At 70.9% G+C, this 18,282-nt stretch carries 16 protein-coding genes; 8 read left to right on the forward strand and 8 right to left on the reverse strand.

Features of this window, described 5'->3' with window-relative positions; translation table 11 throughout:
- Positions 1-264 precede the first annotated feature (264 nt).
- Positions 265-1,626 (forward strand): PhoH family protein, encoded by a 1,362-nt coding sequence (locus BIU95_RS13415; protein WP_175470777.1) that lies wholly within the window; start codon positions 265-267, stop codon positions 1,624-1,626.
- Positions 1,627-1,718: 92 nt separating this feature from the next.
- On the opposite strand, the gene BIU95_RS13420 is transcribed toward BIU95_RS13415, so the two are convergent.
- The 5 genes from BIU95_RS13420 to xseA form a co-directional block, all read right to left on the reverse strand.
- Complete coding sequence (locus tag BIU95_RS13420) at positions 1,719-3,122, reverse strand: aspartate ammonia-lyase (RefSeq protein ID WP_083389380.1); 1,404 nt, start codon at positions 3,120-3,122, stop codon at positions 1,719-1,721.
- Positions 3,123-3,235: 113 nt separating this feature from the next.
- Positions 3,236-3,850: a carbonic anhydrase gene (locus BIU95_RS13425; RefSeq protein WP_017886730.1), complete on the reverse strand. Its 615-nt coding sequence runs from the start codon at positions 3,848-3,850 to the stop codon at positions 3,236-3,238.
- A 74-nt stretch (positions 3,851-3,924) separates the two neighbouring features.
- A complete protein-coding gene (locus BIU95_RS13430; protein ID WP_042539417.1) occupies positions 3,925-4,560 on the reverse strand; it encodes a DUF4245 domain-containing protein in 636 nt (211 codons plus the stop codon).
- Complete coding sequence (locus tag BIU95_RS13435; protein ID WP_017886728.1) at positions 4,557-4,802, reverse strand: exodeoxyribonuclease VII small subunit; 246 nt, start codon at positions 4,800-4,802, stop codon at positions 4,557-4,559. Before BIU95_RS13435 ends, BIU95_RS13430 begins: the two co-directional genes overlap by 4 nt.
- Before the next feature lie 71 nt (positions 4,803-4,873).
- Positions 4,874-6,109, reverse strand: a complete 1,236-nt coding sequence (gene xseA / locus BIU95_RS13440) for an exodeoxyribonuclease VII large subunit (protein ID WP_071251899.1) — start codon at positions 6,107-6,109, stop codon at positions 4,874-4,876.
- Positions 6,110-6,241: 132 nt separating this feature from the next.
- Here xseA and BIU95_RS13445 point away from each other — a divergent pair, with 132 nt between their 5' ends.
- Complete coding sequence (locus BIU95_RS13445) at positions 6,242-7,300, forward strand: 4-hydroxy-3-methylbut-2-enyl diphosphate reductase (RefSeq protein ID WP_236559595.1); 1,059 nt, start codon at positions 6,242-6,244, stop codon at positions 7,298-7,300.
- Positions 7,297-8,037, forward strand: a complete 741-nt coding sequence (locus BIU95_RS13450; RefSeq protein WP_071251901.1) for a DUF6264 family protein — start codon at positions 7,297-7,299, stop codon at positions 8,035-8,037. Before BIU95_RS13445 ends, BIU95_RS13450 begins: the two co-directional genes overlap by 4 nt.
- A 637-nt stretch (positions 8,038-8,674) precedes the next feature.
- On the opposite strand, the gene BIU95_RS13455 is transcribed toward BIU95_RS13450, so the two are convergent.
- Positions 8,675-9,934, reverse strand: a complete 1,260-nt coding sequence (locus BIU95_RS13455) for a M18 family aminopeptidase (protein WP_071251902.1) — start codon at positions 9,932-9,934, stop codon at positions 8,675-8,677.
- Between the two features lie 173 nt (positions 9,935-10,107).
- Positions 10,108-11,136: a class II fructose-bisphosphate aldolase gene (gene fbaA / locus BIU95_RS13460; protein WP_017886723.1), complete on the reverse strand. Its 1,029-nt coding sequence runs from the start codon at positions 11,134-11,136 to the stop codon at positions 10,108-10,110.
- A 159-nt stretch (positions 11,137-11,295) separates the two neighbouring features.
- Between fbaA and glpX the strand changes: the two genes are divergently transcribed.
- Together glpX and BIU95_RS13470 are read left to right on the forward strand one after the other, a co-directional pair.
- Complete coding sequence (glpX, locus tag BIU95_RS13465) at positions 11,296-12,285, forward strand: class II fructose-bisphosphatase (RefSeq protein ID WP_017886722.1); 990 nt, start codon at positions 11,296-11,298, stop codon at positions 12,283-12,285.
- A gap of 83 nt (positions 12,286-12,368) precedes the next feature.
- Positions 12,369-13,265, forward strand: coding sequence for a hypothetical protein (locus BIU95_RS13470; protein WP_071251903.1), 897 nt, complete (start codon positions 12,369-12,371; stop codon positions 13,263-13,265).
- A 43-nt stretch (positions 13,266-13,308) separates the two neighbouring features.
- Here the strand turns inward: BIU95_RS13470 and BIU95_RS13475 are convergent, their stop codons facing one another.
- Positions 13,309-14,571 (reverse strand): DNA recombination protein RmuC, encoded by a 1,263-nt coding sequence (locus tag BIU95_RS13475; RefSeq protein WP_071251904.1) that lies wholly within the window; start codon positions 14,569-14,571, stop codon positions 13,309-13,311.
- Positions 14,572-14,761: 190 nt separating this feature from the next.
- On the opposite strand from BIU95_RS13475, the gene iolC reads away from it, so the two are divergent.
- From iolC to BIU95_RS13490, 3 genes are read left to right on the forward strand one after another with little or no spacing between them, the layout of a single operon-like run.
- Complete coding sequence (gene iolC, locus BIU95_RS13480) at positions 14,762-15,787, forward strand: 5-dehydro-2-deoxygluconokinase (protein WP_017887108.1); 1,026 nt, start codon at positions 14,762-14,764, stop codon at positions 15,785-15,787.
- Positions 15,780-16,769 carry a class I fructose-bisphosphate aldolase gene (locus BIU95_RS13485; RefSeq protein WP_017887107.1) on the forward strand — a complete coding sequence of 330 codons (990 nt, stop codon included), beginning with the start codon at positions 15,780-15,782 and terminating at the stop codon, positions 16,767-16,769. Before iolC ends, BIU95_RS13485 begins: the two co-directional genes overlap by 8 nt.
- Positions 16,766-18,277, forward strand: a complete 1,512-nt coding sequence (locus BIU95_RS13490; protein WP_071251905.1) for a CoA-acylating methylmalonate-semialdehyde dehydrogenase — start codon at positions 16,766-16,768, stop codon at positions 18,275-18,277. The genes BIU95_RS13485 and BIU95_RS13490 overlap by 4 nt, the downstream gene beginning before the upstream one ends.
- Positions 18,278-18,282 lie beyond the last annotated feature (5 nt).

Raw genomic sequence — 18,282 nt, forward strand, 5'->3', positions numbered from 1 at the left:
CACGTCCGCCGGGTGGTCACCACCTGTCGGCTGGAGCGGTCGCAACAGACAACTCGTGACCAGCCGCGTCACGAGCTGCGGTCGCGTTGTTCACGCGACCGTAACTCCAGAAACCGCGTGTCGCTGGCGGGGTGTCGGGGGCCGGACGTACGTTGTCCCCATCGGGCACCGCGCCCGATCGAAGCGGCCACAGTCGGTGCTTCGGGACCCGCTCCGTGGCCGCGTTCGAGGACAGGACCGGGCCCGTCGCGGCCCGGGGATGGAGTGGTCGTGACCTCTCAGAACGTCTCTCGCGGAACACAGGAACAGCACACCGCGGACTCGTCCACATCGGTCGCCCAGCGCACGTACGTGCTCGACACATCGGTGCTCCTCAGTGATCCGCGGGCCTTGTTCCGCTTCGCCGAGCACGCCGTGGTCCTGCCCGTGGTGGTCGTCAGCGAACTCGAAGCGAAGCGCAACGACCCGGAGATCGGGTACTTCGCCCGGCAGGCCCTCCGGCTGCTCGACGAACTGCGCATCGAACACGAGCGGCTCGACTTCCCGATCGCGATCGGCGACGGCGGCTCGTTCCGCGTCGAACTGAACCACTCCAACCAGTCCGTCCTGCCGTCGGGCCTGCAGCTCGGCGACAACGACTCCCGCATCCTCGCCGTCGCGTCGAACCTGAAGAACGACGGGCTCGACGTCGTCGTCGTGTCGAAGGACCTGCCGCTCCGGGTCAAGGCGTCGTCGATCGGCATGGCGGCCGAGGAGTACCGCGCCGAACTCGCGGTCGACTCTGGCTACACCGGCATCGCCGACCTGCAGGTGTCCGGCGAGCAGATGTCCGACCTGTACGAGAAAGAGGAGATCCGCTCCGCGAAGCTCGACGGCGTCCCCGTGAACACCGGGGTCGTCATCCACTCCGAGCGTGGATCGGCGCTCGGCCGCGTGCACGTCGCCGGAGCAGTCGCCCTGGTGCGCGGCGACCGTGAGGTCTTCGGCCTCCGCGGGCGCTCGGCCGAGCAGCGGCTCGCGATCGACGCGCTGCTCGACTCCGAGATCGGCATCGTCTCGCTCGGCGGCAGTGCCGGCACCGGCAAGTCGGCGCTCGCCCTGTGCGCCGGACTCGAAGCGGTGCTCGAACGGCAGCAGCACAAGAAGATCATGGTGTTCCGGCCGCTGTACGCCGTGGGCGGGCAGGACCTCGGCTTCCTGCCGGGTGACGCCGGCGAGAAGATGAACCCGTGGGCGCAGGCCGTCTACGACACCCTCGGTTCGGTGGTCTCGGACAACGTGCTCGACGAGGTGATCGAGCGCGGCCTGATCGAGGTGCTGCCCCTGACGCACATCCGTGGCCGCTCCCTGCACGACGCCTTCGTGATCGTCGACGAGGCCCAGTCGCTCGAACGGAACGTGCTCCTCACGATGCTCTCGCGCATCGGCCAGAACTCGCGGGTGGTGCTCACCCACGACGTCGCGCAACGCGACAACCTGCGGGTCGGCCGGCACGACGGGATCGCGTCGGTCATCGAGCGGCTCAAGGGGCACCCGCTCTTCGCGCACGTGACGCTGACGCGGTCCGAGCGCTCCGCGATCGCCGCCCTGGTCACGGACCTGCTGGACTCGCCCGATCTGGTGTAGCGCGCGTCGGCCGCCACGTGACGGACGGGAGGCCCGGTGCCAGCTGGCACCGGGCCTCCCGTCCGTCCTGGGGATGTGTCAGGAGCGTCGCGTCAGTTCGGGTGGGTCATGCTGAGGACGTCGAGCGCCTCGTCGAGCTGCGCCTCGGTGACCTCGCCGCGCTCCACGTGGCCGAGGGCCACGACGGCCTCGCGCACGGTGATGCCCTCGGCGACGGCGTACTTCGCGACCTTCGCCGCCGCCTCGTAGCCGATGACCCGGTTGAGCGGGGTGACGATCGACGGCGAGGACTCCGCGAAGGCGCGGGCACGCTCGAGGTTCGCCTGCAGCCCGTCGATGGTCTTGTCCGCGAGCACCCGCGAGCTGTTCGCCAGCAGGCGGATCGACTCGAGCAGCGCCGTGCCCATCACCGGGATGGCGACGTTCAGCTCGAACGCACCCGATGCGCCCGCCCAAGCGATGGTGGCGTCGTTGCCGATGACCCGGGCGCCGACCATCAGGGTGGCCTCGGGGATCACCGGGTTCACTTTGCCGGGCATGATCGAGGAACCGGGCTGCAGGTCGGGGATGTGCAGCTCGCCCAGCCCGGTGTTCGGACCGGAGCCCATCCAGCGCAGGTCGTTGTTGATCTTCGTCAGGCTGACGGCGAGCACCTTGAGCGCACCGGACGCCTCGACCAGGGCATCACGTGCGCCCTGTGCCTCGAAGTGGTCGACGGCCTCGGTGATCGGCAGGTCGGTGTCGCTCGCGAGCTGGGCGATGACCCGCTGCGGGAAGCCCTTGGGGGTGTTGATGCCGGTGCCGACCGCGGTGCCGCCGAGCGGGACCTCGGCGACGCGGGGGAGCGTCGCCTGCACCCGCTCGATGCCCAGGCGGATCTGGCGGGCGTAGCCGCCGAACTCCTGCCCGAGGGTGACGGGCGTGGCGTCCATCAGGTGCGTCCGGCCGGACTTGACGGCGTCGGCCCACAGGGTGGCCTTCGCCTCGAGCGACTCGGCGAGGTGCTCGAGCGCGGGCACGAGCGTGCGGATGAGCGCTTCCGTCACGGCGACGTGCACGGAGGTGGGGAAGACGTCGTTCGACGACTGCGAGGCGTTGACGTGATCGTTCGGGTGCACGGCGGAACCCGCGATGTCGGACGCCAGTGTCGCGAGCACCTCGTTCATGTTCATGTTCGACGACGTGCCGCTGCCGGTCTGGTAGACGTCGACCGGGAACTGGTCGTGGTGCTGCCCACCGATGATCAGGTCGGCCGCACCCGCGATGGCGTCGGCGACGGCGGGCTCGACGATGCCGAGCTCACCGTTCACGATGGCCGCGGCGCGCTTGATCCGCGCGAGCGCCACGATCTGCGCCGACTCGAGCCCGGTGCCCGAGATGGGGAAGTTCTCGACGGCGCGCTGGGTCTGAGCACGGTAGAGCGCCGACTTCGGCACCCGTACCCCGCCCATGGTGTCGTGCTCGATGCGGAACTCGGTCGGGGTGGTGTCGGTCACGTCGTCGTGGTCCTTCCTGGGGTGCTCGCCGGTCGCGGTCGCGCCGGCCCGTGCCTGCGCCCCGGGGTCGCCGGGGCGGTCGTCGTCGGGGTCGGTGTCGGGGTCGGCGTCGGTCAGACCTGGCCGACGACGGTGTCGATGGTGACCTCTCCGGTGGCGAGGTCGTAGGTCGCCCCGACGACGGCCAATCTACCCTCGGCCACGGCGTCGGAGACCGCGCCGGAGCGCTCGATCACCTGGCGGAGGGTCGCTTCGAGGTGTGCGGCGCCGACGGCTTCCTGCGGCAGCTCGGCGTCGGTGCGCCGGACCTTCTCGACGCTCGGGGCGATCGCGTCGACGAGGGCCTGCAGGTGCGGGGCGGGGACGGGCTCACCGGAGCGCGCGGCCGCGACGGCACCGCACCGGGTGTGCCGGAGCACGACGACCAGGGGAGTTCCCAGCGCGACGACCGCGAACTCGATCGAGCCGAGGACGACGTCGTCGACGATCTGGCCCGCGTTGCGGATGGCGAACAGGTCACCGATGCCGGCGTCGAAGACGTGCTCGAACGGCACCCGCGAGTCCGAGCAGCCGAGGACGGTCGCGAACGGCGACTGCGATCCTTCGAGTTCGGTGCGGCGGTCCGGGTCCACGCGGCCCATCCGGCGCTTGTCGGCGGCGAAGCGGGCGTTGCCGTCGACGAGCAGGCGCAGGGCGTCGGACGGGGTGGAGGCGGCGCGGTCGGGCATGGGACTCCTCGGTTCGGATGGGACGCAGCGGGGCGGGTGCGGTGGTGACGGGCGGCGGTCGTGCCGGTCGTCGTCTACTCGGTCAGTTGTCGGGAGACGGCGGTGGCCACGGTCCGGAAGGCCTTGTCGTCGGCGGTACCGGAGAGCACGATCGTGTCCTTGCCGAACGTCGAGACGAGCGAGTACGAGTGGTTGCCGGCGTCGGTGCCCTCGGCGCGGCGGTCGTAGACGGTCCACTCCGTGTCGCCGATGGTGCGGTCACCGGTGGACGGACGCTGGTCGAGCTGGTTCGACACCCACGAGGCGTTGGCGTCGATGCCCTGCTGCAGACCGAGGTACTGCTTGTCCGGGGTCACGAAGCCGACGGTCCAGACGTCCACACCGTCGGTGGTCTTGTTCGCGAAGTCCGCTCGGTTGGCGCTGTAGCCGTCGGGCAGCGGGGGCGCCACCAGGGTGACGTCGTCGACCTGGGCCTTGGCCGCGATCTGCTGGTAGTCGACGGTGCGGTCCACGGTGGTGTCGGGCCGGACGACGACGGCGACCAGGAACAGCACGATGCCGAGCGAGGCGATGAGCGCGATGACCAGGTTGAACGCGGTCTGGTGCTGCCGGCGGGCGGTCCGGGCGGCGTCCTTGCGCGCCCAGGTCTCCTCTGCCGTCTCGGGGCGACCGAGCTCGGCGACGATCGGACGGCCGTTCGGGTCGGTCATCGGCCGGAGCCGTCCTGGGCATCGCTGGCGGCACGGGCCGCGTCGAGTCGCGCGCGGGCACCGACGAGCCACTCTTCGCACCTGGCGGCGAGGGCTTCGCCCCGCTCCCACAGCGCCAGTGAACGTTCGAGGGTCGCGGAGCCCTGTTCGAGCTCGCTCACGACGCGCACGAGTTCGTCGCGGGCCGCTTCGTAGCTCAGCGACTGGACGTCGGTCTGCTCGGGTTCCTGCTGGGATGGCACGGGACGATCCTACCGAGCGTCCACCGACGATCCGCCGCCCGGACCCAGGCTGTGGAGAACACCCGTCGTGCTCAGGAGCCGTCCGGGCCGGGGCCGTCCGGTTCGAGCGTGCCCGTGGCCGTGCCGGCACCGAGCGTGACGTGCACCGGCGTCGCTCCGGACAGGTCGTCGGTGCCCCGGACGACACCCCCGTCGGCCCGCTGCACGATGGCGTACCCGCGGCGCAGGGTGTCGCGCGGCGAGAGCGCCCGGAGGCGAGCGGTCAGGTGCCCGACCTCGGAGTGTCCGCGCTCGAGCCGGCGGTCGAGCAGCTCGCGGGCGCGGGACAGGTCGCGCGCGACCTCTTCCGCACGGGTGTCGACGAGCCACGCGGTCGACGCCAGGGCCGGCCGCGACCGCAGCGCGGCGAGCCGGTCGGCCTCGACCGACAGCGTGTGCGAGAGCCGCAGCCCGAGCCGGGCGCGGGCGGCCCGCACGTTGGCGAGCTCCTCGGCGACGTCGGGCACGACCCGCTTGGCGGCGTCCGTGGGGGTGGAGGCGCGCAGGTCGGCGACCTCGTCGAGGATCGGGCGGTCGGCCTCGTGCCCGATCGCCGAGACGATCGGGGTCGACGCCGCCGCCGCCGCACGGACGAGTCCTTCGTCGCTGAAGCCGAGCAGGTTCTGGAAGTCGCCGCCGCCACGGGCGATGATGATGACGTCGACCTCGGGGTCGGCTTCGAGCTCGAGGATCGCCGCGGTGACCTCGGCGACGGTCCGTTCGCCCTGCACCGCGGTGTGCACGGTGCGGAACTCCACCTGGGGCCACCGCAGCTGCGCGTTCCGCTTGACGTCCTTCTCGGCGTCGGAGTCCTTGCCGGTGATCAGGCCGATGCGGTGCGGCAGGAACGGCAGACGCTGCTTGCGGGACGGGTCGAACAGGCCTTCCTCGGCGAGGGTGCGACGGAGGCGCTCGAGGCGTTCGAGCAGGTCACCGAGCCCGACGTGCTTCATCTCGACGACCTGCATGGTCAGCGAGCCGCCCTTGACCCAGTAGTTCGGCTTGAGCGCCGCGACGACCCGGTCGCCCTGCTTGATGTCGGCCGGCACCCGGGAGCGCACACTCGACCAGATGGAGAACGACACGGTGGCGTCGACCTCGACGTCCTTGAGCTTGCCGTACACGTTGCCGCCGGCGACGTTCCACTGCGTGATCTCGCCCTCGACCCAGGCGGTGCCGAGCCGGTCGATCCAGTCGCGGAGCTTCGCGCCGAGGAGCGCCACCGGCCACGGGTTGTCGGCCGTCGGCGGGCCCTGTTCGATCGCCATGTCGCTCCTCGTCCTGCTGGGACGTCCATCGTGCCCGAGACCGGTGACAGGGGACGGACGTCGTGTTGTCCACAGGCACCCCGCGCGCCCAGGTCGCGTGCGTGCCGCTCACCTATCATCGGGGACGTGACGATCACCAACGGCCACACGGTCCCGCTCGCCCCACCGCGTGTGCACGCGGCACGGGGCCGACTGCGTGACGAGCCGGTCGCCGGCCCCAAGAAGGTGCTGCTCGCCGCGCCCCGTGGCTACTGCGCCGGGGTCGACCGCGCGGTCGTCGCCGTCGAGAAGGCGTTGGAGCAGTACGGCGAGCCCGTCTACGTCCGCAAGCAGATCGTCCACAACGTGCACGTGGTCTCGACGCTCGAGCAGCGCGGCGCCGTCTTCGTCGACGACGTCGCCGAGGTCCCCCGCGGCTCGCACGTGGTCTTCAGCGCGCACGGTGTGTCGCCGGCCGTCGTCGCGGGTGCCGCAGACCGCGACCTGCACGCCATCGACGCCACCTGCCCCCTGGTCACCAAGGTCCACCGCGAAGCCACCCGGTTCGCCAAGGCCGAGCGCACCATCATCCTGATCGGGCACGCCGGCCACGAAGAGGTCGAGGGCACCATGGGACACGCCCCGGACCGCACGATCCTGGTGAGCGGCCCCGCCGACGTCGCGGCGCTCTCGGTGCCGGACCCGGACAACCTCGTCTGGCTGTCGCAGACCACGCTCAGCGTCGACGAGACGATGGAGACCGTGCGGCTGCTGCGCGAGAAGTTCCCGGCCATCCAGGACCCCCCGTCGGACGACATCTGCTACGCCACGCAGAACCGCCAGGTCGCGATCAAGAAGGTCGCGCCCGGTGCCGACCTGGTGATCGTGGTCGGCTCGGCGAACTCGTCGAACAGCGTCCGCCTGGTCGAGGTCGCGCTCGAGCACGGTGCCCGCGCCGCGCACCGCGTCGACTACGCCGAAGAGATCCAGCAGGAGTGGCTCGACGGCGTCGAGACGGTCGGCGTGACGAGCGGTGCGTCCGTGCCGGAAGAACTCGTGGCCGAGGTGCTCGAACAGCTCGCCGACGCCGGCTACGCCGCCGTCGAAGAAGTCGTCACCGCACACGAAGACCTGATGTTCTCGCTCCCCAAGGAACTCCGCACCGACGCATCGGGCAACCCGACGCGCGCGCTCGGCGGGCGTCGGGCATGAGCGGCGCGGACGGCTGGTCCTCGGTGCCGCGCCGCCACCCGGCGAACCACGGCGACGCCGGTGTCGGTTCCGGCCAGGAGGCCCGGGGAGCGTCCCCGACGTCGCCTGCCGGTCCCGCGAACGGTCGGCCACAGGGCCGTCCCGCCCCGGGCTACGGCGAGTACGCGCCCGAAGGCTGGGTGAACCCGGTCCTCGTCGAGCAGGAGCGGCAGGAGCGGCAGGACCGCGAGCGACAGGACCAGGCCAAGGCCGTCGGCGGGCGCGACGCTGCTCCGCGCGACAGCGTCCGCACCGACCACGCTCGTCCGGACGCTCGCTCCGGTGCGGCCCCTGCCGGGGTGCAGCGGACGATGCCACGGAGCCGGTTCGGCCGCACGCCGGCCGATTTCGTGCTCACCGTCGGGCTCCTGGCATTCGGACTCGTCTCCGTGGTGCAGTCCCTGTCGGTCGGTGACGTCGCCTCCACCGTGCGGCGCACCCTCGAGACCCAGTACACGGCGCTGAACGACCCGAGTGCCCTGAGCACGGCCGCCGTCATCGCCGCGATCACCAACGTGGTCGTCTTCGCCCTGGTCGCCTGGTGGTCCATCCGCCGGCTCCGGGCACGGAAGCGGACGTTCTGGGTGCCGCTGGTCGGCGCGGTCGTCGCCACGGCCATCAGCACGATCGCGTTCGTCGTCGTGGTCCTGCAGGACCAGGCCTTCGTCGACTTCATGCTGCGACAGTCCGGCGCCTGACCGCCTGACCGCCTGACCGCCTGACCGCATGACCGCCTGACCGCCGGGCTGCTCGCCGCGCCCGCCCTCGGCCGTCGAGTGGTCGCAACGTGCCGCGTTCCCGCCGTCGAGTGGTCGCAAAGTGTCGTCCGGCATCGGCGCGACCGACACTTCATGACCCCTCGGCCTTGCGCGCGCGGGGAGTCGTGACCACTCGGCGGCTGGTCCGTCGGCCAGTCGGCCAGCCGCGGTGCCGGTGCCCTTCCGGCGATCGTCGTCAGCCTCGCGGACACGCGCAGCACCCGCCGTCAACCGGTCGCAACACGCCGCGGGCCCACCGTCGAGTGGTCAGGAAGTGTCGTCCGGCATCAGCGCAACCGACACTTCGTGACCACTCGGCCTTGCGCGCGTGGGGAGTCGTGACCACTCGGCAGGCGGTCCGTCGGCCAGTCGCGGTGCCGGTGCCCTTCCGGCGATCGTCGTCAGCCTCACCGACACACCCAGCACCTGCGGTCGAGCGGTCGCAACACGCCGCGGTCCCGCCGTCGAGTGGTCAGGAAGTGTCGTCCGGCATCGGCGCGACCGACACTTCGTGACCGCTCGGCCCTGCGCGCACAGGGAGTCGCGACCACCCCGGCCCGCCTACGCCGCCCGGAGGTCAGCCGGCCAGGAAGGCCGCGACCGCGCCGTGCAGGGCGGCCAGGTCGTCGACGTGCACGAGCTCCCGGATCGAGTGCATCGACAGCAGCCCGACGCCGATGTCGATCGTCGGGATCCCGAGTCGGGTCGCCGCGATCGGGCCGATCGTCGAGCCGCCGGGGATCGTGTTCACGTTGACGAACGGCTGCCACGGCACACCGGCGGTCTCGCAGGCGGCGGCCCAGACGGCCTCGCCCTTCGCCTCGGTCATGTAGCGCTGGTTCGCGCTGATCTTCAGCAGCGGACCGGCTCCGGGACGCGGACGGTTCGTCGGGTCGTGCTTCTCCGGCTGGTTCGGGTGCACCAGGTGCCCGGCGTCGCTCGACAGCAGCCAGGACGCACGGAACGCCCGGGCTGCTTCGGATCGGGTGGCGCCGAGGCCCTCCTGCACACGGCCGAGGACGTCCTCGAGGAACGGACCCCCGGCACCGGACGGCGTCGACGAGCCGATCTCCTCGTGGTCGAACGCCGCGAACACCGGGATGTGGTCACCGTCGGTGGGAGCGTCGACGATGCCCCGGAGTCCGGCGTGCACGCTCGTCAGGTTGTCCATCCGGCCGGACGCCAGGAACTCCCGCTCGATGCCGATCCGGGCCGGCGCCTGGGTGTCCGCGAGGAACAGGTCCCACGACACGGCACCCTCGCCGAGCCGGGCGAGCAGCCACTCCACGACAGAGGTCCCACCGGCGTCGCCGTCGACCCCGACGATCGGCAGGGTGTGGCGCTGGCGGTCGATCTCCTTGCCGTCGTTCACCCCACGGTCCAGGTGGATCGCCAGGTTGGGGATCCGGGCGACGGCATCGGTGCTGACGAGCCGCACGCTGCCGTCGGCGTCGACGACCCGGCCGGCGATCCGCAGGTCACGGTCGAACCAGGTGGACAGGAGCGCCCCGCCGTAGACCTCGACGCCCAGCTGCTCCCAGCCCCCGGTGCGCACGCCGGGGTTCGGCTTCACGCGGAAGCCGGGGGAGTCGGTGTGGGCGCCGAGGATCCGGAACGGCGTCGTCGGGTCGGCCCCGTCGGGCAGCCGCCACGCGATGACAGCACCGTCGCGGACCACCACGTACGCACCGGGTTCGGTCGGCCAGGCGTCGAGCTCGGACAGCTCGGTGAACCCGGCAGCGACGAGACGGTCACGGGTCGCCGCTGCCGCGTGGAACGCGGTCGGCGACTCGGTGACGAACTGGGCGAACTCGGAGGCGATGGCGTCGACGGTCACCCGACCATCGTGGCACGTGACGAGCGTGGCGGAGGCGAGCCGTGCCTCCAGGCCGTCCGTCGAGACGCCGGCGTCATCGCAAGACGCCCCTGGAAACGCGAGACGCCGCCGGAATCCGCGGTGTTTCGCGGACACGACGGCGTCTCGCGACGGGTCGGACGGGACGGACCTGCTCAGCCCTTGGCGTGACCGGCCGAGCCGAGGACCTTCGCGGCCTCGACGACGCGAGCCGCCATGGCGGTCTCGGCGACCTTGCCCCAGGCGCGGGGGTCGTACTGCTTCTTGTTGCCGACCTCGCCGTCGATCTTCAGGACACCCTCGTAGTTGCGGAACATCGAGTCCGCGATCGAGCGGGTGAACGCGTACTGCGTGTCCGTGTCGATGTTCATCTTGATGACGCCGTTGCGGACGGCCTCGTGGATCTCGTCGTCGGTCGATCCGGAGCCGCCGTGGAAGACGAGGTCGAGGGGGTTCTCGCCGGTGCCGTGCTTCGCCGCGACGGACGCCTGGATCTCGCCGAGGAGCTCGGGACGGAGCTTGACGTTGCCCGGCTTGTAGACGCCGTGCACGTTGCCGAAGGTGAGCGCCGCGATCCAGCGGCCCTTGTCGCCGAGGCCGAGCGCGTCGACGACCTTCTCGACGTCGTTCGGTGTGGTGTAGAGCGCGTCGTTCGTGCCCTCGTGCTGGACGCCGTCCTCTTCGCCGCCGACCACCCCGATCTCGACCTCGAGGATCGCGTTGATGTTCCGCGTCTTCTCGATCATCGTCTTCGCGATCTCGATGTTCTCGTCGAGCGGCACGGCCGAACCGTCCCACATGTGCGACTGGAAGATCGGGTTGCGTCCCTGCCGGACCTCTTCCTCGCTCGCGGCGATGAGCGGCAGGACGAAGCCGTCGAGGGCGTCCTTCGGGCAGTGGTCGGTGTGCAGCGCGACCGTGATGTCGTAGTTCTTCGCGACCTCGTGGGCGAACTTCGCCATCGCGAGGGCACCCGCTGCGCGGTTCTTGATGGTGTGGCCGGCGAAGTAGTCCGCACCGCCCGTCGTGACCTGGAGGATGCCGTCGGAACCGGCTTCCTGCAGGCCCTGGAGGACCGCGTTGATGGTCTGCGAGGAGGAGACGTTGACCGCGGGGTACGCGAACTTGCCCGCCTTCGCGCGTTCGATCATCTCGGCGTACTGTTCCGGCGTTGCGATGGGCACGTGGATCTCCTTCGACTTCGGTGATGTCCCCGCCGATCGTAGTCAGCCGGACTGGAGGCGCGGTCCGGGTTACGCGGTCGGCTCACGTCCGGCGTGCACATGCGTGCACGGACCCGGTGTCCGGACCGTGGGTCGGCCGCCGGTCGGTAGGCTCGGCTCGTGACTCCCACGACTGAGACCGGCTCCCTGTTCCTCCAGCCCGACCGCAACCTCGCGCTCGAGCTCGTGCGTGCGACGGAGGCCGCCGCGATCCGTGCGCAGCCGTGGGTGGGGCGTGGCGAGAAGAACCTCGCCGACGGTGCCGCGGTCGACGCGATGCGCAAGTTCCTCGGCACGGTGAACTTCGACGGCGTCGTCGTCATCGGTGAGGGCGAGAAGGACAACGCCCCGATGCTCTACAACGGCGAGCACGTCGGCAACGGTCACGGCCCGGCCTGCGACATCGCTGTCGACCCGATCGACGGCACCTCGCTCACCGCCGCCGGTCGCCAGAACGCCATCTCCGTGATGGCCGTCTCGGACCGCGGCTCGATGTACGACCCCTCCGCCGTCTTCTACATGGACAAGATCGCCGCCGGCCCCGAGGGGCGCGGTGTCCTGGACCTCGAGAAGCCGATCGGCGACAACATCCGCGCGCTGGCGAAGGCCAAGGGCAAGGACCTCGAGGACATGGTCGTCGCCGTGCTCGACCGCCCGCGCCACGACGAACTGATCCGCGCCATCCGTGCGACCGGTGCCGGCACGCGACTGCTGCTCGACGGTGACGTCGCCGGCGGCATCGCCGCCGCACTGCCCGGCTCGACGATCGACATGTGCGTCGGTGTCGGCGGCACCCCCGAGGGCATCATCACGGCGTGCGCGATCAAGGCGCTCGGCGGCGTGATCCTCGGCAAGCTCCAGCCGAAGGACGACGAGGAGCGCGAGCGCGCCATCGCCGCCGGCCACGACCTGGACAAGGTCCTCGACCAGGACGACCTGGTCACGGGGGACAACACGTTCTTCGTCGCCACCGGCGTCACCGACGGCGTCCTGGTCGACGGCGTGCGTCGTTCGCGCGGCGTCATCCACACCGACTCGCTCGTGCTCCGCTCGCGCTCGAACACGATCCGCCGCATCCAGGCGGACCACCGTGCGGAGAAGTGGTTCTAGGCCGGACGATCGTCTGCCGCTTCGGGGCGTCGCCGGTCTTCCGGCGGCGCCCCGTTGTGCGAGCCCTTGCGTAGGCTCGACGCATGACTGCGACAACGGCACGGATCGTCGGACTGGACACCGCGGGCATCCGCACGCTGCACGCGCAGGCGGACGGCACGGCCGACCGGCTGCCGCACGTCGTGCCGGTGGCGCCCGACCTCGGCGTGATCCTGGCGGACGAGGACGGTGCGATCCTCACCGCGCCGGCGCTCGCCGAGATGGGCTGGGCGGACGACGACGTCCTGCGTGCAGCCGTCGCCGCCGCGCAGGAGCAGGCCGGAGGCGACGTGGCGGTGATCCAGCCGGGCACGATCGTCATCCAGGACCCCGACCTCGCCGTGGTGCTCGTACTCGCACCGCAGGCGTTCCAGGGCATCGAGTTCCGCGGCAGCGCAGTGGTCTTCCCGGTCGCGCCGACGACGTTCATCGTCACCGGCGACCAGGACGAGGACGGGCTCCAGGTCGCGGCCGGTGTCGCCCAGCAGATCCTGGCCGACGACGAGGGCGAGGTCCTGAGCGGACCGCCCATGGTGCTGCGCGGTGACGGGTGGGTCCGGTTCGAGCACCCGTCGCTCGACGGCGAGCTCCGGACGATCCGCGCGCTCTGGACGGCGACCGCCGCGAACCTGCAGCAGGACGTCCTGCAGGAGTCGTTCGACCGGCGGGGCGAGGACGTCCACGTCGGTTCGGTCTCGGTCGCCCGGCTCGCCGAGGACGACCCGGCCTTCTCGTACTCGTCGTGGACCGAGGACGTCGAGACCGTCGTCGCCGCGGTCGACACGATCGTGCTCGTGACCCTCGACGGGCAGACACAGCCCGTGCCGTTCGGTCGGCTGCGGGAGCTGGCGTCCGGGTTGATCGAGGAACTCGAGGTCCGGCCGACGCGCTACCGGCTCCGTGGGTTCCCGGATCTCGAGACGGTCCGCGCGGCCCTCTGACCACTCGCACCGTCGTTCGCAGCAAGGAGCGCCGCGGCGGCCGTCAGTCCTCGTCGCCGGCGCCGACGAGCTCCGGCGCCGTGAGCAGCCGCGGCTCGTCCTCGATCGGGGACGGGTCCGCGATGACCTTCGACTCGTCGAGCAACGACAGCCGACGAGCGCTCGGCAGCACCTGGCGCTCCAGGGACCCGACGAACCGGTTGTAGTCGACGACGGAGCCCCGGATCGAGCGGCCGAGCTTGTCGACGTGCCCGGCCATCGTGGACAGCCGGCCGTAGAGCTCGCGGGAGACCTTGAAGAGCTCGTGCGCCTCTTGCGAGACGACGTCCTGCTGCCACGAGAACGCCACGGTCTTGAGCACGGACCACAGGGTCACGGGTGAAGCGAGCGCGATGCGCTTGCGGAAGGCGTGGTCGAGCAGGCCGGGGTCGGCGGCGAGGGCGCTCGAGATGAGCGACTCGGACGGGATGAAGGCGACGGTGAGCTCGGGGGAGGCGTCGTAGCCGGTCCAGTACTCCCGTGCGGCAAGGGCGTCGACGTGGGCTCGGAGCGCCTTGACGTGCTGGGCGATGAGCTGGTCGCGTCGGGCTGCCTCGGCACCGGTGGCGGTCGCCGGGATCTCGGCGGCCTGCAGGTAGGCGCTGAACGGCACCTTGGCGTCGACGGCGATGGTCTTGCCGCCGGGCAGGTGCACGACCATGTCCGGGCGGGCGGAGCCGACGGCGGTGGTGACGGAGGACTGCACGTCGAAGTCGACGCGTTCGAGCAGCCCGGCGGCCTCGACCACGTTGCGCAGCTGCGTCTCGCCCCAGACGCCGCGCGTGCTGTTCGACGACAGGGCGCTGGCCAGGGTGTCGGCGGTGGCGCGCAGGCGCTCTTCCGACTCGGCGGCCGACCGGAGCTGCGCCGACAGCGCGCCGTACTGCTCGCTCCGCGACTGCTCGAGCTCGGCGATCTTCGTGCGCATCACGTCGAGCGTCTGCGCCACGGGGCTGAGCGCGGAGAGCACCTTGGACTCGTTCTGGTTGCGCGCCGCGTCGACGCCGTGCATGCGCTGCACCAGGTGCTCGAGCTCGGCGGAGCGACGTTCGAGCGAGTCGACCTGGCGGCGGTACTGCGTGTCCTGGGCGTCGAGACGTTCCTCGGCGTCGTGTCGCACTGCCTCGAGCTGGCCGCGGAGCGCCTCGGCCGTCGCGCGGGCCGACGCGGCGTCGATGCCCGCGCGCGAGCGGGCGAGCGACCAGGCGACGACCGCACCGACGGCGATGCCGATCACGAGACCGATGACCAGGGCGAGGATCTGCATGTCGCGACCCTGGCAGAACCCACCGACACCGCGCCTCCCGGCACTCCGGCGCGCCCCGCAGAACCGGCGTGACCGGCGCCACCGGACCAACGCGGCGGACCGCGGAATCCATGTCATGACATTAGGGCAAAGAGGGTGTACAGTCGGGATCGTCCGCCGATGAAGCCGCACGGAAGGTCCACCGCGTCGCATGACGAACCAAGCTCCCCACGCCTACGACGTGATCACGATGGGACGCGTCAGCGTCGACATCTACCCGCAGCAGACCGGCCCGCTCGAGGACGTCTCGACCTTCTCGAAGTCCGTCGGCGGCAGCGCCACGAACGTCGCCATCGCCGCTGCTCGCCACGGCGCGGACGCCGCGGTCATCACCCGGACGGGCAACGACCCCTTCGGCCGGTACATCGCCCGCACGTTGCCCGAGTTCGGCGTCGCGAACGCCTTCGTCGAAACGGTGGAGGGGCTGAACACCCCCGTCGCCTTCTGCGAGATCTTCCCGCCCGACGACTTCCCGCTCTACTTCTACCGGGCCCCGAAGGCGCCGGACCTGATGATCACGGCGAAGTCCCTGCCGCTGCACGAGATCGAGCGCGCGAAGATCTTCTGGACCACGGTGACCGGCCTCAGCGAGGAGCCGAGCCGACAGGCGCACCACGTGGCGTACGAAGCCCGGTCCGCCGCGCAGAACAGCACGAAGACCCACACCGTCTTGGACCTGGACTACCGGTCGATGTTCTGGTCGAGCCCCGAGGCCGCGACGCGCGAGGTCGCGATCGCCCTCGAGCACGCCACCGTCGCCGTCGGCAACCGCGAGGAGTGCGAGGTCGCGGTCGGCGAGACCGACCCGGTCCGTGCCGCCGACGCCCTGCTCGACCGCGGTGTCGAGATCGCGATCGTCAAGCAGGGACCGAAGGGCGTGCTCGCGAAGACCCGCGACGAGTTCGTCGAGTTCCGTCCGCACCACATCGACGTCGTGAACGGGCTCGGCTCGGGCGACGGTTTCGGCGGCGCGCTGACCCACGGCCTGCTGCAGGGCTGGAGCCTCGAACGGATCCTGGCGTTCTGCAACGCAGCCGGCGCGATCGTCGCGACGCGGTTCGAGTGCTCGACGGCGATGCCGACGAGCGACGAGATCGAGCAGTTCCTGACCGACAACCCGGCCGAGGGCACGAACCACACGGGTGAGACGCACACCGAGGAGAAGACCCATGCCTGAGCTCAGCCCCGCTGACTTCCAGCGCCTCCGCGACATCCGTGCCGGGCAGCCGGACCTGGTGCGTGCCACGCTCGATGCCCGCCGCAAGCGCTCCCTGCTCGCCGACGACGGCAAGCTCTTCATCGTCGCCGCCGACCACCCCGCCCGCGGTGCGCTGGCGGTGCGCGACGACGAGTCCGCGATGGCGGACCGCTACGACCTGCTCGAGCGGCTCGTCACGGCCCTCGGTCGTCCTGGGGTCGACGGCGTGCTCGGCACCCCCGACATCCTCGAGGACCTCGCACTGCTCGGCGCCCTCGACGGCAAGGTCGTCGTCGGCTCGATGAACCGCGGCGGACTCCGCGGCGCGACGTTCGAGATGGACGACCGGTACACCGCGTACTCGGCGCAGGCGATCAAGGACTCCGGGCTCGACTTCGCCAAGCTCCTGGTGCGCATCGCGCTGGAGGACTCGGGCACCGCTCCGACGCTCGAGGCCACGGCCCGCGCCGTCAGCGAGGCCGCGGCACTCCAGCTGCCGATCATGCTCGAGCCGTTCATGTCCGAGTGGCGGGACGGCCGGGTCGTCAACGACCTGTCGGCCGATGCCGTGATCACCTCGATGGCGATCGCTGCCGGCCTCGGCGAGTCCAGCGCCTACAGCTGGCTCAAGATCCCCGTCGTCGACGACATGGAGCGCGTGATGGCCGCGACGACGCTGCCGACGCTGCTGCTCGGCGGCGACCCGGCTTCGCGCCCGCTGGAGACGTACGCCAAGTGGGCTGACGCCCTGGCCCTGCCCGGCGTCCGTGGCCTGGTCGTCGGACGCACCCTGCTCTACCCCTCGGACGGCGACGTCGCCGCCGCCGTGGACGTCGCCGCCGGTCTCGTCCACAGCCAGGAGGCCCGGGCCGGGTTCTCCACAGATGCCCACGACCCAGCCGCTCGGCTCGCGGGCGCCACCACCATGGACTCGTCCATCTCGGAAGGAACCAACGCATGACGCTCACCGACACGACCACCACCACCGTCGGGCACTGGATCGACGGGGCTCGCGTCCCGTCCTCGTCGGGGCGGACGGCACCGGTGTACGACCCGGCGCTGGGCGTCGCGACCAAGCAGGTCGCGCTGGCCGACGAGTCCGAGATCCAGGCGGCCATCGGCAGCGCCAAGGCGGCGTTCCCCGGCTGGAGCAACCTGTCGCTGGCCAAGCGCCAGGCGATCCTGTTCTCGTTCCGCGAGATCCTGAACCGCGACAAGGCCGAGCTGGCCGAGATCATCACGAGCGAGCACGGCAAGGTCATCGACGACGCCATGGGGGAGATCGCCCGTGGGCAAGAGGTCGTGGAGCTCGCCACCAACATCCCGAGCCTGATGAAGGGCGAGTTCTCCGACCAGGTCTCGACCGGCATCGACGTCTACTCGATCCGCCAGCCGCTCGGCGTCGTGGGCATCATCAGCCCCTTCAACTTCCCCGCGATGGTGCCGCTCTGGTTCCTGCCGATCGCGATCGCCGCTGGCAACACCGTCGTGCTGAAGCCGAGCGAGAAGGACCCGTCGGCCGCCATCTGGCTCGCCGAGAAGTTCAAGGAGGCCGGGCTGCCCGACGGCGTCTTCAACGTGCTCAACGGCGACAAGCTGTCCGTCGACGGTCTGCTCACCAGCGACGACGTCGAGTCGATCTCGTTCGTCGGCTCCACGCCCATCGCGCAGTACGTCTACGAGACCGGCACGAAGCACGGCAAGCGCGTGCAGGCCCTCGGCGGCGCGAAGAACCACATGCTCGTCCTGCCCGACGCCGACCTCGACCTGGTCGCCGACAACGCGATCAACGCGGGCTTCGGTTCGGCCGGTGAACGCTGCATGGCGATCTCGGTCGTCGTCGCCGTCGAGCCGGTGGCCGACGAGCTCATCCAGAAGATCAAGGACCGCGCGGCCACCCTGCGCATCGGCGACGGTCGTCGCGGGTGCGACATGGGCCCGCTCGTCACGAAGCAGCACCGTGACAAGGTCGCCTCGTTCATCGAGGTCGCAGAGCAGGACGGTGCGGTGGTTGTGGTGGACGGCCGCACCGTCCGACCCGACGGCGACGAGAACGGCTTCTGGCTGGGCCCGACGCTGATCGACCAGGTGCCCACCACCAGCCGCGTCTACACCGAGGAGATCTTCGGTCCGGTGCTGAGCGTCGTGCGCGTCGCCACCTACGAAGAGGGCCTCGAGCTCATCAACTCCGGCGCGTACGGCAACGGCACCGCCATCTTCACGAACGACGGCGGAGCAGCCCGACGGTTCCAGCGCGACGTGCAGGTCGGCATGATCGGCATCAACGTCCCGATCCCGGTGCCCGTCGCCTACTACTCGTTCGGTGGCTGGAAGAACTCGCTGTTCGGTGACCACAAGGCGTACGGGGCCGACGGCGTGAGCTTCTTCACCCGCCAGAAGGCGATCACGAGCCGGTGGCTCGACCCGTCGCACGGCGGCATCAACCTCGGCTTCCCGTCGAACGACTGAGCCGC

The organism is Curtobacterium sp. MCBA15_007, assembly GCF_001864905.1.
Lineage (GTDB): Bacteria > Actinomycetota > Actinomycetes > Actinomycetales > Microbacteriaceae > Curtobacterium > Curtobacterium poinsettiae.